The following is an 18,409-nucleotide window of genomic DNA, read 5'->3' as shown; positions in this document are numbered from 1 at the left end:
AAATAGTGGTTATGAAAAGCGCAGGAAGTTGTGATTGTGGATTTAATACCGGGCCGCGCTGATTTGTGGTTTTTACCTTTGGGTGGCACAGGCGAAATTGGCATGAACCTGAATTTATATGGTCATGCCGGTTGGTGGCTGATGGTGGATTGTGGCGTGACTTTTAACAGTCCTTTGCAGCCTGACAGCTTACAAAAAGCCGATGTGGTGGCTGCAGATCCGGCTTTTATTGCCAGGCAACCGGAAAACCTGGCCGGCATTATTATTACTCATGCTCACGAAGATCATATAGGTGCTTTGCCTGCACTTTGGCCTCGTTTTAAATGCCCTGTTTATGCCACTGCTTTTACGGCTGAAATTTTGCGTCGTAAGCTCGCTGAAGTAGGGCTTTTAGATAAAGTCCCTATCATTGAAGTCAAAACCGGCGACACCAAACATATAGGCCCTTTTGCCGTACAATTTCTGGCTATTACCCATTCCATCCCTGAGCCGCATTGCCTGATGATCCGCACTGACGCTGGTTCGGTGTTTCACACCGCCGACTGGAAAATAGATGCAACACCTATGACAGGCAAAGCCTTTAAGCCTCGTGTGTTTCAGCGTCTAGCCCAGGAAAATGTCACTGCTATGGTCTGTGACTCCACCAATGCGTTGCGTGAAGGCTTTTCTGTATCAGAAAGCGACTGTTACCAAGCCTTGTTGCAGGTGATAAGCCAGGCTGCGGGCAGGGTGGTGGTCAGTGGCTTTAGCAGTAATGTCGGGCGTTTAATAGCCCTTGGCCGGGTGGCGAATAAAACCGGCCGTTATATGGCGCTACTCGGCCGTTCTTTACAAAACATGGTGGGTGCTGCACGCGCTACCGGACATTGGCCTGACGACATTCATTTGATAGACGCCAATGATTTAGGCTATTTACCCAAAGCAGAAGTCTTAGTGGTCGCCACCGGCAGTCAGGGCGAACCTAAAGCTACTTTAAGCCGCTTGGCCGCAGATATGCAGCGTGAGTTGTCGCTAGAAAGTGGTGATTTAGTCATCTTCAGCTCCATTATTATTCCTGGCAATGAAGCTTTTATCGAAAAGCTGGTGCAGCAATTTCAACAACGTGACATTCAAACCTTACAAAGCCACGACACAGACTTACCCATTCACGTCTCTGGGCATCCGTGTCGGGGTGAGCTGGAATTATTGTACAGTTGGGTAAAACCTCAAATCGCTGTGCCAGTGCATGGCGAAGCTGCGCATATTGAAGCTAATGCTCAAGTCGCGCATCAAGCTGGAGTGCCAATCCAGCTGACTGGCTTAAATGGTGACTTGTATGTACTAGCACCGGAACCCCGTATCTATAAACAAGTGGTCAAAACCGGTCGTATTGCTTTGCTGCGTTAAGACAGTTTGGCCTCTATCTGCTGGCTTAACAGGGTTAAGCTGGCTGCTGCTTCATCAAAATCGTAGTTATTGAGATGCTTGAGTAAAGCAGCAACCGCTGTTTTATATTCTGTGCCGCTGAGTAACAGCTGCAATTGCTCTGCTGTATCCACGGCTTCAGTGTCATTGTCTGCTATCAAGTCTGCCAGTTGTTGCAGTAAGTTCTGTACTTCTGTCGGATCTGCAGTCTGTTGCTGTATTGCCCTTTCGTTTTGACCGGTGTTGAGTTGCTGCAAGGCGGTTAATACTGCTGCCAGTTCCTGCTCAAGCTGCAGTAAAGGCGCTGCAATTTCGGAGTGTTCACGGCAGGCCAGTTCCAAGGCTTGTGCCGCAAACTGCACGGCCTTGGCACCTATATTTCCTGCTGAACCCCGTAAGCTATGAGCACAACGACTGGCGGCTTCCGGGTCTGGATCCTGCAGAGCTTGTTGAAACTGCTGACTGAAATCCTGATTGGAATCGGCAAAACGTTTTAATAACTTCAGATACAAAGCCTGGTTGTGCTGGCTGACCGCAAGCCCGGCCTCTGTGTCTATACCAGCTAACTCAGGCAGTTGAAGTTGGTTTGTTTGCTCAGACGTTGGCATCACTTCCGGCTGCGAATGAGCGACTTTGATCCATTTTGCCATCACCAAAAACATCTCATTGACGTTTATAGGTTTGGCAATATGAGCATTCATGCCGGCATCCAGCGCTTTTTCAATATCAGCGGCCATCACATTGGCGGTCATCGCAATAATAGGTAGCTGTTTAAACTGTTCTAACTGACGAATAACTGCAGTGGCGGCGTAGCCATCCATCACAGGCATCTGACAATCCATCAGCACAGCATCAAAGTGGTGCTGCTGCAGTAAATTCAGTACTTGTTGACCATCTTCGGCCAAAGTAACCAGCAACCCATTGCTGGTCAGTAATTCCATAGCCAATTCCTGATTCAGAGCATTGTCTTCGGCCAACAAAATACGGCCACCCCGCAGTTGTCGGATCGCAGCCTGAACTTTTGCTGTTACTCCATTTTCTTTGTGGCGGACATCACTACTGTGGCCACAAGCATGCAATACAGCTTGCAGCAGGCTATCGCGGGTAAAAGGTTTAGCCAGATAACTGTGAATATTCAGATCTGCCGCCGCTTGCTGGGCCTCATCAGTACCGTAAGCGGTCACCAGCATGATTTTAGGCCTATGACGCAGTGGCTGCTGTTCCAGTCGGGCAATAGTTGCTAAACCATCCAGTTCTGGCATATTCCAGTCAATACAAAGCAATTGAAAAGGCTGTTGCTGAGCGGCTTCATGCAGCAGAGTTAAGCTTTGTTCACCACTGTTTGTCGTAGTGACATCAAAACCCTGCTGGCGCAGCAGGCCAGCTAAAATATCCCTGGCTGTATCGTTATCGTCGGCTACTAATACTTTTAATCCACTTAGTGTTTCTGGTACTACAAGCTCAACCTGATACTGTGCTACTACACCTAAGCGTGCAGTAAAATGAAAAGTGCTGCCCTGGCCGGCACTGCTTTGCACCCAAATCTCACCTTGCATCAGTTCAGTCAGGGTTTTACAAATAGCCAAACCCAAGCCTGTACCGCCGTATTTGCGGGTGGTGGAGCTGTCAGCCTGACTGAATGATTGAAACAAACGAGCCTGTTGCTCTGGTGTCATACCAATACCGCTATCTTTGACAGCAAAATGCAGCAACACATCGTTGTCCTGTTGTTGTTCGCAATGCACTGACACTGTAATTTCACCAGCCTGCTCGGTAAATTTCACCGCGTTATTGCCCAGATTCGTCAATATTTGGCCTAAACGCAGAGGGTCGCCACGCAATACAGTGGGTACATCAGGGGCTATGGAAAAATGCAATTCTATGTGTTTTTCAGCCGCTTTCAGCCCCACCAAATCGACCAGTTGCTCCAGCACGGTATCGAGCTGAAACTCGGTTTGTTCTATATCCAGTTTACCTGCTTCAATTTTACTGAAGTCGAGAATGTCATTAATAATGCCCAATAAGACTTCCGCACTGCGGTGTACTTTTTCGATGTAATTGCGCTGCTTGGGTGCTAATTCTGTATTGAGCGCCAGATGACTCATGCCAATAATGGCATTCATCGGAGTACGGATCTCATGCGACATATTGGATAAAAAGTCAGATTTGGCTTTGGTGGCATGCTCAGCTTTTTCTTTGGCGTCCAGCAACGCACTTTCCATGGCTTTGGATTCACTGACATCCAATAAAATCCCAAACACCTTGTGCTGAATAGCTTTACCTACACTCAGCATCCATTTCCATTGACCACTGCGGCTTTTCATCCTGACTTCGGCACGGTAAATATCGCTGACACCTTTGATGTGTTTTACAAAGTCGCTGTTGGCTCTGGCGAGATCCTCCGGATGCACCAACTGACTAAGCTGATCTATGGTGTTGCCATACAAGGCCTGCAGTTCGTCAGGGGTATAACCCAGCATAGTGGCCCAGATTTCATTGGTAATCAGCTCTCCGGTTTGGTTATTTAGCTCCCATGAACCTGCATTGGCTCCTACCATTGCCATTTCAAATCGTTGCCGGGTTTCGGATAATTGTTGGAATGACAAAGCATTAGAGACAGAGACTGCAGCGTGGCTGGCAATAATACGCAGCATATTGATTTGGGCTTGATTAAAAGCGTCACTCTGGTCACTTTGAATAGTCAAAATGCCAAGTAACTGCTCGCCTGCGATCAAGGGCTCACAAATCACCGTCTGGGTTTGTGGGCCATTCAGACAATGTTGGGGTGATAAACCATAGCGAGTCCAGTCCGATGCGGCGGATACGATAAACTCCTGCCGCTGTTCAATACAGTAGCAGCTTGGACGACGCGGATTGTTCAGTTGCACTGAGACAGGGGCAAGCCGCTCGCCTTTTCGCATGGCAAACAGATAATTCAGCTCCGAGCGCTGATGATCGTACAAGCCCAAAGCCACAGTATCGGTGTTGAGCACTGAGGTCAGGTGGTTATAGATTTTCTGCGCTACTTGCTCCAGCTCAAAAGTAGCGGCTATATCTTTGCCCAGTTCACCCAGTAATAAAATATCCTGAGTGCGTCGACTGACTTGTTCGGTTAAATGCTGCTCACGTTTTTGCTGAGCCAGGGTTCTGGCTCTGAACCAGAAAAAGATCAGCAGGGCCAGCGTCAGCGGGGCTGCGACCAAAAACACAGTAGTTTGGTACCAGGGCGGTAATATTTTCAGTTTCAGCCGCTGTGGACTTGGGTTCCAGACGCCATGGTTATTGCTGCCCAGCACTTCAAACTGATAGTCACCTGGCGGCAGGCGGCCATAGTTAACCAGATGTTCAGGCGTTCTGTTGCTCCATAGATCGTCATACCCTACTAATCGGGTTTGATATCTGTTGTCTTCAGTGGCCTGAAAATCCAGAGCGGTAAAATCAATGCTTAAATTTTTAAAATCAGCAGCAACTTCAAGTAATTCGGGCAATGGAAAAGGCTGATGTTTACCATCAATTTTGACTGAAGTAATGACCACTGGAGGTGGCATTTCATTAACCAGGACTTGAGATGGATGCACAGCAGTGATGCCTTCAACACTACCAAAAAAGATCCGTCCATCCGGGGTTTGGGTCACGGACCGAGGTAAAAAACCATTGCTGCTTAAGCCATCATTGGTAGTGAAGTAGTTAAATATTCCTGTGTCCGGATCCAGCCGGGACACGCCATGAGAGGTTGCCAGCCACAACATGCCTGAAGAGTCCAGAGCCATGGATTGTACTGAAATGACTTCACCTTCGATCACGTGTTTAAAGTGAGTCACTTTACCGGTTTTTTTCGAGTAAAGGTCTACCCCCTGGCTGGTGGCAAACCACAAGCTGTCCGCATCGGCTTGCACTATGGCAAGCACACTGGCAGTGCTCAGATTGGTATTGCTCAGACTCTGGCTGGTCGCAGGTAAAAAATGTGAAATCTGTGTGCGATCGGCCGAAATGCGATAGGTGCCGTCCCCTAGCGTGGCCACCCAGATTTCATTTTGCTGGTCAACAAAACTGAAGACCGGGTCCACGTCCTTTAAAAAGTAGTCTGCGGTATTGGTTTTTGGATCCCAACGCACCAGTTGATGAGTGGAGGACAACACCAGCCAGAGTTGATCCTCTTTATCCACCGCCAACGACTCTATGCCATCTCCTGCTAATGTCATCCAGTTCAGAGACAATGGTTGGATTTGCAGTTGTTGTGGGTCCAGTTTGTACAGGCCGGAATCCGTATTGATGTAAAGCTGGTCTTGACTGTCATAAGCCATGGTTTTAATGCGAAAGCGGGTGAACTGGCCTGGAAAGCTGTCTGAAGTGAAGGGACTGAACTGCTGTTTGCCATCAAATGCGACTAAACCTTTACCTGTGCCCAGCCACAATCCGCCATCAGGCCTTGCGATCATACTTTGCACCTGAGAATACAAACCAGACAGCGGTCTGTCGCTTAAGTAGTTGTTCCAGCCTTCAAAAGCGGGCAGGCGTGGAAATACTTTCACCACACCAGCATAACGGGTGGCTGCCCATAGCAGGCCAGTGGAGTCGAGCTGCACCTGGCGCACGTCATGGTTGCCGAGCAAAGACCAGTCACCATTTAAGGCCGCCGGACTAAAGCTTTTGTCTTTGGTATTAAAATGATAGACCCCAGCCAGAGTTGCCAGAATAAGTAGGTCTCCTTGCGCTGTCATGCTATTTACGCTGGGCAGTTCACCATCAGGTAATGCATACCGCTGATAGCTGTTGTTGTCTGGATCAAAACGGCCAAAACTCAAGCGGGTAGAGACCCAGAGCTGATCTTGAGCGTCGATAAAAATAGAGCGTACTTCAGGGTGGTCCAAAGAGCCTTCGGCTACACCGTATTTATGAAAGTGCTGCTGCTCTGCGTCAAATCGATACAGACCATCCGTAGTGGCAACCCATAAATTCTGTTTGCTGTCTTCCGCTAAGCCCCAAATCCTGTTGTTGCCAATACTCTGCGGGTTAGCAGGATCATGAGTGTAACTTTTAAAAGTGTCGCTTTGTGGCTGATATAAATTTAAGCCACCGCCATTGGTGCCGACCCATATCTCACCGGATTTACTTTCAAACAGAGATTGCACTCTGTCTGCGCCTAAGGAACTTGCCGATTGCGGGTCGTGGCGAAAATGCCGGAAGGTCTGACTTTGTGGTTGGTACAAATTCAGTCCGCCACCCCAGGTACCTACCCAAAGACGGCTTTGTGAATCATGCAGCATCACCCCGACATTATTATTTGACAGGGAACCTGGCTGGTCTGGCTCATGCTGAAAGGATATAAACTGATAACCATCATAACGTTTCAGCCCGTCCGTTGTACCAAACCATAAGAAGCCTTGATGATCTTTGGCCACACTATAAATTTGCGGATTAGCTAACCTGCTGTACACCGATAGTTTTTCAATTTTTTGTTCAGTGGCTGCCACTGTGAACATCAGCAGTGCAGGAATAACAAATGCCAGCAGCTTGATGCACTGCAGATACAAATGATTCAATCAGACTCTCCGGATAAAACAAGGCGTTTGGATAACAGGCTCTGGCTCAACTGTCAGCCATCTGCACCTATTCGTCAAGTTAGGCTGTTGAGTTTATAGCTGCACTTTTGTCGGGCAGAATGATTCCCATGCAGTAAAAAAGAAAGTAACCTGCAAAACAGAAGAGGAAGCCGGAGTGCAACACTATGACAGTCAAATCTATGGATATCACAACAGAAGCAGCAGAGCCGGTACGCAAAGCATACTCTGAGATGACAGTGCTGGTGGTGGATGCCACAGATATTGTGCGTGAAACTGTGGCGACTATGCTGCGGGATATGGGGTTTGGTCAGGTGTTGCAGGCAGGCAATGGCGAACATGCGCTGAGTATGATGCTGCTAAAAAAGGTTGATTTAGTGTTATCAGAATGGCAAATGCCCAAAATGGATGGCATGGAGTTACTTGCCAAAATGCGTGCGGATAAAAAACATAGCCGCACCCCTTTTATTATGCTCTCGTCCATTATTGAGCAGGCCGCAGTGATCCAGGCTATTAAGTCAGGTGTGTCCGAATATGTGGTCAAGCCTTTTTCGGCCAAAATCTTAAGTGAAAGGGTGCTGAGGGCTATTGAAGGGCCAGCCCGTTCTGCTGCCCAGAAAAAAGCAGCAGACTCGGCTAAAGATGAGCCACTGCAACAACAACCGCTGCGCATTCTGGTGGTGGATGATGTGGTGGATAATATTCAGGTGATCAGCGAGATTTTGCGCAAAGACTACAAAGTAGGTGCTGCCACCAGTGGTGAAAAAGCATTAAAGATTTGTGCGGCAGAACCTCAGCCAGATTTGGTGTTGCTGGATGTGATGATGCCGGAAATGAATGGTTTTGAAGTCTGTAAACGCTTAAAAGCTGATCCACACACCCAGCATATTACCGTGATTTTTTTAACAGCTTTGGATCAAACCATGGATATAGTGCGGGGTTTTGAATTGGGTGCTGTGGATTACATCACCAAACCTGTGAATCCGCCCGTGGTCAAAGCCAGAGTGAAAACTCATGCGGCTTTGATCCAAAGTGCTAAAGAAATGCGCAATCAGATTGATACATTGCAAGACAGTTTTCGCTTAAAAAATGACGTGGAGCACATTTTACAGCACAAAATTAAAGGGGCTTTGTCGGATCTGCAGATGACGTTGACGGCTTTAGAACAAGGGGCTGATGACGCAGCCACGGTGCGTATTAATAGCTCATCCATTCGTTTGTCCTGCTCTGACTTAACCCAGCAGGTTGAACAGCTGTTGGTATTAACAAAACAAGATTAAATGAACCTGAAAAAAGGCATTAGTGCTGTGGAGTTTTATGCGTTTTGAATGGCTGTCGTCATTGGCTGACGTGACAGCAACTGACTGGAATGCCTTATTTCCTGCTGATTATCCTTTTTGCCGTTATGAGTTTTTACTGGCTCTTGAGCAAGGTGGCAGTGTGGGCAGCAGTGTCGCTAAAAACACCGGCTGGCTGGTGCAGCATTTTGTCGTCTGGCAAGACGAAAAACTGATTGCTGCTGTGCCTGCTTATATCAAATTGCACTCCTATGGCGAATACCTGTTTGACTGGTCTTTTGCCGAAGCCTATCAGAACTACGGTCTGGACTATTACCCTAAGTTGTTGCTGGCTATTCCTTTTACCCCAGCCGAAGGGCCACGTTTGGGTTTAGCTGCTGGTATTGATAAAGCAGAACTGTTGCAGTGGCTGGAACAAGGTGTGACACAACTGCAGCAGGTTGCGCCACTGAGTCATCTGCAATGCCTTTATGCTTCTTCACAAGATCAGCAAGCTTTTCGTAATGCCGGTTTTATTGAACGTTTTGACGTGCAGTTTTTATGGTCCAATAAAAACTACTCCTGCTTTGACGATTTTCTGGCTGCACTGACAGCCCGCAAACGTAAACAAATCCGCAAGGAAAGAGCTGCTGTAACAGAGCAGGGCGTGCTCGTCAAAACCCTGACTGGTGCTGAGCTGGATTTAGCGTTCTGGCAGCAGTTTTATAGTTTTTATTGTGACACTTACCAAAAACGTTCCCGTCATAATGGCTATTTAACGGCGGATACCTTCTGGCGTTGGGGTCAGACTATGGCCAGTCAACTGATAGTTTTTGCTGCATTTAATGATGATCAAATGCTGGCGGCTTCTTTGTGTTTTCAGTCAGAAACTACTTTGTTTGGCCGCTATTGGGGCTGCAAACAAGACTTTAACTTTCTGCACTTTGAATGTTGTTATTACAGCGGCATAGACTATTGCATCAGGCAGGGACTGCAGTTTTTTGATGCCGGAGCCCAGGGTGAACATAAGCTGCAACGAGGTTTTGCGCCCGTGCTCAGGCATGGTTTTTACCGCTTTACTGAAAAAGCAGAACATAAAGCAATGAACGAAGCGATAGCCCGTTACTGTTTACAGGAGCAACGGGCTTTAGTGTTGTATCAGCAGGAAGCACAAGACAGCCTGCCTTTTGCTAACCGGAGCGATTAAGCTTTCGGGATGGTGTCAAAATCCGAAGCGCTATGGCGTTCTGGCAGTTGTTCGTGAGGTTCGCCCCAGCTGCGATTCACCTTCACTGCACGTTGTACTGCAGGACGCGCATCAATCTGTTTAGCCCAGCGCTGCAGATGTGTATAACTTTGCACATCCAAAAACTCAGCCGCATTGTATAACCGTCCCAAAACCAGAGCGCCATACCAGGGCCAAATCGCCATATCGGCAATGGAATACTCATCACCTGCGATAAATTCATGGTTTGCTAATTGCTGGTCCAACACATCCAACTGACGTTTGGTTTCCATCGCATAACGATTGATAGGGTATTCATATTTTTCTGGTGCATAAGCATAAAAATGACCAAAACCGCCACCGACAAAAGGCGCACTACCCATTTGCCAGAATAACCAGTTCATCACTTCAGTGCGTTTAGCCAGATCCTGTGGCATAAAAGCGCCAAACTTTTCGGCCAGATAGAGCAAAATAGAACCGGATTCAAACACCCTGATGCCTGTGCTTTTATCGAACAAAGCCGGGATTTTACTGTTTGGGTTGATACCGACAAAACCACTGCCAAATTGGTCGCCATCACGAATATCGATCAACCAGGCGTCGTAGTCTGCTGCTTTATGACCTGCTTCCAGTAGTTCCTCCAGCAGCATAGTGACTTTAACCCCATTGGGCGTAGCCATTGAATACAGCTGCAACTCATGTTCACCCGCAGGCAAAGTTTTGTCATGGGTAGCGCCAGAGACTGGTCTGTTAATGCTGGCAAAAGTGCCACCGTTTTGGCTGTCCCATGTCCAGACTTTCGGTGGAGTGTAGGTATTGCTCATAAGATCTCCTGTTGTGCCTGATGCATAAAAGCTTTGATTTATATTGGTTTGCATTGTCGTTATTGCAAGGGGTGGGCAGCTTTATTGAGACGAGCGGAGCTTTGCTTTGAATTCGCTTAGTGGTTTGTCGTACAGACTCAGTGGTGGTCAGGGCGCAGGCTGACTATCCATATATTGAGTTGGATTATAAATATGAAAACTTTCACTTTTTATTTATCCTGTTTCACTCTGGCTGCATTGAGCCTTGCACCTTTAGTAGGTTGTAGCTCTGGGGGGCAGAATGTACAACAAAGTGTTGCACCTGCAGAGCAGATTGGCAGCGTCAGCTCTATTCAGGTTATTGCCCTGGACAACCGTAGTTCAGGGGGCGGAGCTGTGCTTGGTGCTGTATTAGGTGGTGTGATTGGTAATCAATTTGGCCGTGGTTCAGGCCGCAGAGTTGCTACGGGCGTTGGGGTGATAGGCGGTGCTGTTGCGGGTAATCAGGTAGAAAGAAACAATAAAACTGCCAACGAGATTTATCGGGTCACGGTAAATTTTGACAATGGCCGCACGCAACAGTTTGATTATCAGAATATTGGCGACTTACGTCTGGGCGACAGAGTGCGGGTTGCCGGTTCGCAAATCTATCAGCTATAAAGGTCAGAACTTGTTGCATTGAGGCTGCATCTGTACAATCCGGCTTTTTTAGCAGGTTGGGATCAGATGTTTAGCCTTGAAACTTTAGCTCAGACCAAAGCACCATTAAGCCGGATTAATCTGGCCGCTGGCCTGCGAGAATTTCCTGCCGACTTATATCGTTTTGCCGATAGTGTGGAAATTCTGGACCTGTCCGGTAATCAGCTGTCTGATTTACCTGCGGATTTCCACCGTTTTACTAAACTAAAGCGTCTGTTTTTAACCAATAATAACTTCGACCAAATTCCTGCTGTATTAAGCCTATGCCCAGCTTTAGTTATGGTCAGTTTTAAAGGCAATCAGTTAACAGACTTTGCTGAAGGTTCTCTGCCAGAACAGCTGGAATGGCTAATTCTGACAGACAATCAGCTTACACAACTACCGAATGACTTCGGTCGTTATACAAAACTACGTAAAGTAGCGATGGCTGGCAATCAACTATCTTCATTACCTGACTCCATGCAGCAGTGCCGTGAGCTGGGTTTATTACGGCTATCGCTGAACAAGTTTGAATCTTTTCCGGATTGGTTATTTGAGTTACCCAAACTGGCCTGGCTGGCACTGGGCGCCAATCCTGCTTGTCCTGTGCCTGAAGCCCAAGCCAGTACTGCTCATAGCTTGTCGGATTATCAGCTCTTAGAAAAATTAGGCGAAGGCGCATCCGGTGTGATTTATCAGGCGTGTTTTGCACAAGATAAAGAGCTGGTGGCGTTAAAGCAGTTTAAAGGTTGGGTCACCAGCGATGGGTGTCCAAAAGACGAGATGAACAATTACCTGAATGCAGGTGAGCATCCAAATCTGATCGCCGTCAAAGCGAAGCTAAAAGACTGCGATTTACCTGGTTTAGTGATGGAGCTGGTACCAGCGTCTTTTTCTGTGCTGGGACAACCACCTTCTTTTGAAACCTGCACCCGCGATACTTTTACCCAAGGCCAGAGCTTAACTCTGGCAGAACTGAAACTCCTGGCGCAGCAGGTGGTGGATGTGATGGCACATTTGCATCAACAGCAGATAGTGCACGGCGATTTGTATGCCCACAATATGCTGGTAAATGCGACTCAGCAGCTTTATTTGGGGGATTTTGGTGCTGCAACAGCGCTGAATGCTTTACCACCACACCAGCAACAACATTTCTGTGCACTGGAAGTCCGCGCTTTTGGCTATTGGTTGCTGGATATGCAGACGTTGTTGTCTGTAGCAGACGCAGCGGAGTTTGAGAATAAATGGGCTGCTGTGTTCAACCTTTGTTTACAGCAGGAAGTTAAGAGTCGTCAGGGATTCAGACAGCTAAAAGCTTTGCTTCAAGCTCTGTAATTGTCTTTATCGGTGACATCATCTTGTTACCGAACTGGAGAATTTAACCAGTTGTAACTAGAGTAAAAGGCATGGAGTATTTCCTGTTTAAGTAACAAGGAAGAGGTTGAAATAGATTTATGCCTTTTAAGTTATTGATAGTAGATGATAGTCAGGTGTGTTTGATGCTGACCAGAGGTTATGTACAGGCAATACAACCAGACTGGTTATGTTCCATCGCAGGAAGTGCTGAAGAAGCCATGACGCTCATTGAGTTACAGCACTTTGATGCCTATTCGCTCGACTATAACCTGCCGGGTCGCAATGGTTTAGAGCTGGCCCGCTGGATCAGAGGCCGTGATCCGCACTGTTTTATTGGTTTGTTAACCTCCAATATGATGAATTACATTGAAGAGCAGGCTGTGACGGATAAAATTAATTATTATCGAAAACCCGCTACACCCGATGTAATACAGCAGTTTGTGCATGATATCAGGCGTTATAAAACTGCTTATTTTAATAACGTGGTGAAATAAGCTTTGACACTGCTCTGAAAACCTATACACTGGCCTTGCTTTGTTAGTCTGTTCATTATTTATGCACCACAACGAATGTTACTGTTGTTTTAGTACGTCCTGTATTCATAAGTTAAAACATCTCTTACAGCACCACCGCCTGAAACCAGGCATATTAATTTCATTAAATACAGGTATATACCATGTCTAATACAACTACCGGCACAGTAAAATGGTTCAACGAAACTAAAGGTTTCGGTTTCATCGAACAGGCTTCAGGTCCAGACGTTTTCGCTCACTTCAGCGAAATTTCTAGCACGGGTTTCAAAACTCTGCAAGAAGGCCAACGTGTACAGTTCACTGTAACACAAGGTCAAAAAGGCCCACAGGCTGAGAAAATCGTTGTTCTGTAATTTCTAATTACAGTTACCCAAGACAGCAGAGTTAATCTGAGTTAAGGGTCACAACACAAAAAAAGGCAACTGCATCGCAGCTGCCTTTTTTTATGTCCATGGAAGGACGGTATGCCGTAACTGCAGGAGTACTGTTACGGCGATGTCCATGGAAGGACGGTATGCCGTAACTGCAGGAGCACTGTTACGGCGATGTCCATGGAAGGACGGTATGCCGTAACTGCAGGAGCACTGTTACGGCGATGTCCATGGAAGGACGGTATGCCGTAACTGCAGGAGCACTGTTACGGCGATGTCCATGGAAGGACGGTATGCCGCAACTGCATGGAGCACTGTTACGGCGATGCCTGAAAAAACTCTGTTCCTAGTTGGCCTTAAGCGCTACTCCTGCAGCGCATACACCTTAGGTAAATAGATTTCTTCCCCGGCTTTATACTTCATTTCTGCAAAATCAAAAAAATTCTGGATAGTCACGCCAAATACCTTTTGGGTATCAAACTGCGGTGTCAAACGTTCAACAAACTCTTCCGCTATATTGTGTGCACAACGAATGAGCTGTAAGTCTGCTTCATCGCCATGTTCAAAATACATTTTGATAAAACTATGCAAACCGGCGATACGAAAGACAGTTTTCATCGAATTGGGGCGCCAGAATTTAAAATCCATCTGTGGATGATTCGCCAGCTCAAAATCAAATTCCCGCGCAGCTTTCCAGGGCAAACAATGAATTTCAAAGCCATGTTGAGTAAAAACTTTGTACACAGATAAGCGGGGTTTGTTAGGGCAAATGATTTGTCCGGCCGCATCTTCGGAACCACACAAGTAGTTCAGGTTCCAGTTGCGCTGGTTGGTCAGAATATCTAATGAATTTTCAAAACCGTATTTCAACATGCCTTCAGCCATGCCTAAAGAGGTGGCAACGGCGTGATAAAAAGCCGGCACATTCCCAAAAGTCAGTTTTAATTTCAGGCGGTTAATCTCTCTGAGTCGGTGCTCAATCTTTTCTATTTCTGGTTTGCTATCCATATCTTTGCTTTCTTCCTGATACTGACTTTGCAGAATACAGTCGCTCACTGCGGCTCTGCGGAAGTATGCCGAAAATAGCGCGTGCTGCCAATCGGGATAACCAAAGTAATTGAAGTCGCTGGGCTAATTGGTATTTGTGCTCGTATAGAATACATCTGTGCTGCCACTTCGGGATCTTATGAGCGATAAATCAGCTAAATTACCGCGACAGCCACTGGCTCGTTTAGGAGGTCTGGCATCTTTGGCTGGACGTGTTGCTGGCTCTGTGTTGTTAAATGGTGCTAAACAGCTGGCGCAAGGGCAAAGTCCAAAGGCCAGAGATTTATTGCTGACTCCTGCCAATCTGAAGCGAGTTAGCGATAAGCTGGCGCAGTTACGTGGGGCGGCGATGAAAGTAGGTCAATTGTTGTCTATGGATGCCGGAGATCTATTACCCGCTGAATTGACTGAAATACTGGCAAGACTTCGCTCTAACGCTAACCCCATGTTGCCCAAAGAGCTTGCTATGGTGTTACGCACTGAGTTAGGTGAGCAGTGGCAGCAACACTTTTCACAATTTAGCTTTGCCCCTTTGGCTGCGGCTTCTATTGGGCAAGTTCACCTTGCACATCATGACAATGGCAGCAAGCTGGCGGTCAAAGTACAGTATCCAGGCATAGGGCAGAGCATTGACAGTGATGTGGACAATGTAGCTATGTTGTTGAAACTCAGTGGTTTGTTGCCAGATGCTATGAATTATCAGTCTGTGCTAAACGAGGCAAAACTACAGTTGCATCAGGAGGCTGACTATTTGCAAGAAGCTGCCTATTTACAGCGCTACCGCGATTTACTTGCCGACGACAACCAATTTGTGTTGCCAGAACTCTATCCACAGCTTTGTACCTCTAAGCTTATGACCATGAGTTTTGTCGAAGGTGTGCCTATTGAGTCCTTAATGCAGCATTCACAGCAAGTACGAGATCAGGCCATGACACAGCTTTTCACTTTGTTGTTCAGGGAGATTTTTGAGTTTCGATTGGTGCAAACCGATCCAAACTTTGCCAATTATCTGTATCAGCCAGAGCATGCACAGCTGGTGCTGCTAGACTTTGGTGCATGCCGAGACTATTCAGAAGCGATAAGCCAAGGTTATCGTCAGTTATTATCTGCAACTATTACTAATGATTTAGCTGGTATTGAAGCAGCCATGCGCCAAATCGGCTTTTTCAGTCAGGATATTTTACCCGAACAAAAACAAGCCATACTGGCCCTGGTGCAGCTGATTTCTGAACCTGTTCAGTCAGATGCCGCTTATACTTTTGGACAAACTGATTTAGCCCAGCGAGTTCGCAAGGCTGCTACAGCCCTCAGCTTGCAGCAAAATTACTGGCATACACCGCCTATAGCCGCAGTGTTTTTGCATCGTAAAATGGCTGGTTTGTATCTGTTAGCTGCCCGGCTTCAAGCGAATGTGAATGTTCGGCAACTACTGAACCCTTATCTGAGCGAATAGAATGTCGTGCTGATTTTTTCAGCAGAGCTGTGATTTTTAGTGGGTCCTGCGCTTTACCAAACCAGTAACCCTGACCAAACTGACAGCCGGCAGCCAGCAAAAACTCCTGTTGTGCAGCTGTTTCTATACCTTCAGCAATGACATCCAGCCCCAGTGCATTCGCCATCGCAATAATGGCAGTGGTGATTTGTTTATCGCTGGTATTGTCTGGTAAAGCCTTGATAAAGCTGCGATCAATTTTCAGGCTGTTGATGGGCAAATGGCGTAAATAGGATAAAGAGGAATAGCCTGTGCCGAAGTCGTCAATAGCCAGTCGTATCCCTAACTGCCGCAGTTGCTGCAGTACATGGCGGGTTTGAGCTTCCCGCTCTGGCAGCAGGCAGCTTTCGGTAATTTCCAGTTCCAGTAGTTTTGGGTCGACTGCGGTTTCAGCCAGGATCTGGGTTAAGTGGGTGATAAAAAGTGGGTCATCTAACTCTTTTGCAGAGATATTTACAGCGACAGGCACAGCCAGTTCCGCCCATGCTTGCAATTGGTAACAGACCTGCCTGAGCACTTGTTGGCCTAACTGCTGAATAAGTCCCAGGGTTTCTGCAATGCCGATAAAACGCTCTGGCGGTACCTGACCCAGCTCTTTATCATGCCAGCGCACTAAGGCTTCCAGGCTATGCAACTGTCCTGTGCGTAAAGCTATTTTTGGCTGGTAATGCACTTCTAATTGCTGTTGAGCCAGAGCTTTACGTAATGCCTGTTCCAACTGTAAAGCCTCGTCATTACGCTGACCTACACAGCTAGTGTAAAGGCTGTATTTGTTGCGGCCTGACTCTTTGGCCTGATACATAGCTGCATCGGCAAACTTCAGCAGTTCACTGGCCGTGCTGCCATGCTGAGGATAAATGCTGATACCTACACTGGTGGTCAGTACCAGTTCGTTGTGCTGAATTTGGAAAGGTAATTCAAATTGCGCCACTATGCGTTGGGCCAGCTTTTCGATTTCCTCAATGCCGTTGCATTCAGGCACCAGCACAGTAAATTCGTCCCCACCTAGCCGGGCCACAGATTCACCTGCTCTGCTGGCTTTTTGTAGTCGTCTGGCCACCTGACGTAAGGCTTCATCACCAGCCTGATGGCCCAGTGTGTCGTTGATCCGTTTAAACAAATCCAGATCAAGAAATAGCACAGCTAACTGGTGATTGTGGCGCTTCGCATTGGCTAAAGCTTGCTCCAGTCTGTCTTGGTATAAACGACGGTTAGCAAGGCCGGTCAGTTCGTCAAAATAAGCCAGTTCGTGAATTTTTTGCTCGCGCTTTTTACGCTCTGTAATATCAGAAAAAATGGCGGCATATTGATTGATTTCAGCATTTTCTCCCCGCACAGCGCTGATCGACAGCCATTCAGGGTAAATTTCACCATTTTTACGTTTGTTCCAAATCTCACCTTGCCAGTAACCTTGCTGTTGCAGCCGTTGCCACATTTGCTGATAAAAGTTCTGGTCATGTTCTCCTGAGCTGAGCAGGTTAGGGGTTTGACCTATCGCTTCTTCGGCGCTGTAGCCTGTCAGCTTACAAAAGCTGGGGTTAACCGACTGAATGATGCCGCGCTCATCGGTAATCATCACCGCATCGTGCGAGGCTTCTATCACTTTGTAAGCTAAACGCAAACTGCTTTCTGACGATCGTAGCGCCTTGTCTCGGGCGTGCAGCGCCGCTTTTAGCTCGTTGATGTATAAATGTTCCATATTCAGCAATATATGATTGTGAGATAACAAACCAGCGGGTTTTCCATAGGAGTCGGTGACTCCGAGGTGGCGAAAACCATGCTCACGCAGCAAACGCACGGCCTGTAGCAAGCTACTGTGCAGAGGTAACGTCAGCAGAGGCCGGGTTGCGACTTCAGCCAGAAGGCAAAGAGTACGTCCGGTGGCGATAAAGTGTACGAGATCACGTTCTGTCACTATGCCGTACTCAGTGCCAGTGAAGGGGGCTGGTTCAAACTGCACTATGGCCGCATCACGTTGAGTTTGTCGCATCAGCAAGGCTGCCTGAGCTACAGTCAGTTCGGCTTGCAGCAACAAGGGCAACTCCACCAGAATCGAGCTGATATCCCGCAGCATTAAATAATGTTCCAGTGGCTGCTGATGAATAAGATCGGTTTGTGTCACTATGCCAATGGCCTGGTGTGTCGAGTCTGTCACCAGCAAACGTCTGATGCCCTTTTGTTTCATCAGTGCGGCAGCCTCGCTGGTTGTGCACTGATCTTGCACTGAAAACACAGGACTGGTCATCACCACAGAAACAGCTTGCTGCAACACAGTGTTATCCGACAGATCCAGTTTTTTGCAGTCAGACTCTGTCCAAATCCCGATGATCCCCTGTTCATCTTTAATCAGTATGCAGCTGATATTGTGTTGCTGCATCAGCTGCGCAGCTTGTTGCACACTGTGTTGTGGGGCGCAACAAATCAGGTTTTTCTGCAGCACCATAGCAACGGTCTGGCCTGATGACACAGGTGTTAAAGCAGAGCTCAGCGGAGAATTCATCGTCAAAGCAGTTCCAGGTTCAGCAGTACAAACCGCTATGCTAAAGCGTGCTCTTGTTTTAGATCTTGATCTGGAACAACAGCGCTAAAGCTTTGTTGTTTTTTTTGCCGGAATGGGCACAACTGCTTTCCTATTTTTAAGAAATCGATTACCTGACTATAT

Annotated in this window: 12 protein-coding genes; 8 read left to right on the top strand and 4 right to left on the bottom strand. The window is 47.2% G+C overall.

Annotation, left to right across the window (positions count from 1 at the left end; translation table 11 throughout):
• Window positions 1-36: 36 nt before the first annotated feature.
• A complete protein-coding gene (locus P3C17_RS06195) occupies window positions 37-1,386 on the top strand; it encodes a ribonuclease J (protein ID WP_300928592.1) in 1,350 nt (449 codons plus the stop codon).
• On the opposite strand, the gene P3C17_RS06190 is transcribed toward P3C17_RS06195, so the two are convergent.
• A complete protein-coding gene (locus P3C17_RS06190) occupies window positions 1,383-6,947 on the bottom strand; it encodes a response regulator (RefSeq protein WP_300928591.1) in 5,565 nt (1,854 codons plus the stop codon). The genes P3C17_RS06195 and P3C17_RS06190 overlap by 4 nt on opposite strands.
• Window positions 6,948-7,132: 185 nt before the next feature.
• Here P3C17_RS06190 and P3C17_RS06185 point away from each other — a divergent pair, with 185 nt between their 5' ends.
• Both P3C17_RS06185 and P3C17_RS06180 read left to right on the top strand, forming a co-directional pair.
• Window positions 7,133-8,245: a response regulator gene (locus P3C17_RS06185; RefSeq protein ID WP_300928590.1), complete on the top strand. Its 1,113-nt coding sequence runs from the start codon at window positions 7,133-7,135 to the stop codon at window positions 8,243-8,245.
• Between the two features lie 37 nt (window positions 8,246-8,282).
• Window positions 8,283-9,449, top strand: coding sequence for a GNAT family N-acetyltransferase (locus P3C17_RS06180; protein WP_300928589.1), 1,167 nt, complete (start codon window positions 8,283-8,285; stop codon window positions 9,447-9,449).
• Here P3C17_RS06180 and yghU read toward each other — a convergent pair.
• A complete protein-coding gene (gene yghU / locus P3C17_RS06175) occupies window positions 9,446-10,291 on the bottom strand; it encodes a glutathione-dependent disulfide-bond oxidoreductase (RefSeq protein WP_300928588.1) in 846 nt (281 codons plus the stop codon). The genes P3C17_RS06180 and yghU overlap by 4 nt on opposite strands.
• A gap of 192 nt (window positions 10,292-10,483) precedes the next feature.
• Between yghU and P3C17_RS06170 the strand changes: the two genes are divergently transcribed.
• The 4 genes from P3C17_RS06170 to P3C17_RS06155 all read left to right on the top strand — a co-directional run bounded on the left by P3C17_RS06170 (window position 10,484) and on the right by P3C17_RS06155 (window position 13,190).
• Complete coding sequence (locus tag P3C17_RS06170) at window positions 10,484-10,930, top strand: glycine zipper 2TM domain-containing protein (RefSeq protein WP_300928587.1); 447 nt, start codon at window positions 10,484-10,486, stop codon at window positions 10,928-10,930.
• 66 nt (window positions 10,931-10,996) lie between these two features.
• Window positions 10,997-12,283 (top strand): leucine-rich repeat-containing protein kinase family protein, encoded by a 1,287-nt coding sequence (locus tag P3C17_RS06165; RefSeq protein WP_300928586.1) that lies wholly within the window; start codon window positions 10,997-10,999, stop codon window positions 12,281-12,283.
• A 119-nt stretch (window positions 12,284-12,402) separates the two neighbouring features.
• Window positions 12,403-12,798: a response regulator gene (locus tag P3C17_RS06160; protein WP_300928585.1), complete on the top strand. Its 396-nt coding sequence runs from the start codon at window positions 12,403-12,405 to the stop codon at window positions 12,796-12,798.
• Between the two features lie 182 nt (window positions 12,799-12,980).
• Window positions 12,981-13,190 carry a cold-shock protein gene (locus P3C17_RS06155; RefSeq protein ID WP_008897616.1) on the top strand — a complete coding sequence of 70 codons (210 nt, stop codon included), beginning with the start codon at window positions 12,981-12,983 and terminating at the stop codon, window positions 13,188-13,190.
• A gap of 381 nt (window positions 13,191-13,571) precedes the next feature.
• On the opposite strand, the gene P3C17_RS06150 is transcribed toward P3C17_RS06155, so the two are convergent.
• On the bottom strand, window positions 13,572-14,264 hold the full coding sequence (locus P3C17_RS06150) for a hypothetical protein (protein ID WP_300928584.1): 693 nt from the start codon (window positions 14,262-14,264) through the stop codon (window positions 13,572-13,574).
• A 130-nt stretch (window positions 14,265-14,394) separates the two neighbouring features.
• On the opposite strand from P3C17_RS06150, the gene P3C17_RS06145 reads away from it, so the two are divergent.
• On the top strand, window positions 14,395-15,708 hold the full coding sequence (locus tag P3C17_RS06145) for an AarF/ABC1/UbiB kinase family protein (protein ID WP_300928583.1): 1,314 nt from the start codon (window positions 14,395-14,397) through the stop codon (window positions 15,706-15,708).
• Here the strand turns inward: P3C17_RS06145 and P3C17_RS06140 are convergent.
• Entirely contained in the window at window positions 15,596-18,247 is a 2,652-nt protein-coding gene (locus P3C17_RS06140) for an EAL domain-containing protein (protein ID WP_300928874.1), read from the bottom strand. The genes P3C17_RS06145 and P3C17_RS06140 overlap by 113 nt on opposite strands.
• Window positions 18,248-18,409 lie beyond the last annotated feature (162 nt).

The organism is Rheinheimera sp. 1928-s (genome assembly GCF_029269265.1).
GTDB lineage: Bacteria > Pseudomonadota > Gammaproteobacteria > Enterobacterales > Alteromonadaceae > Pararheinheimera.
This window is presented reverse-complemented; position numbering and strand designations above follow the sequence as displayed.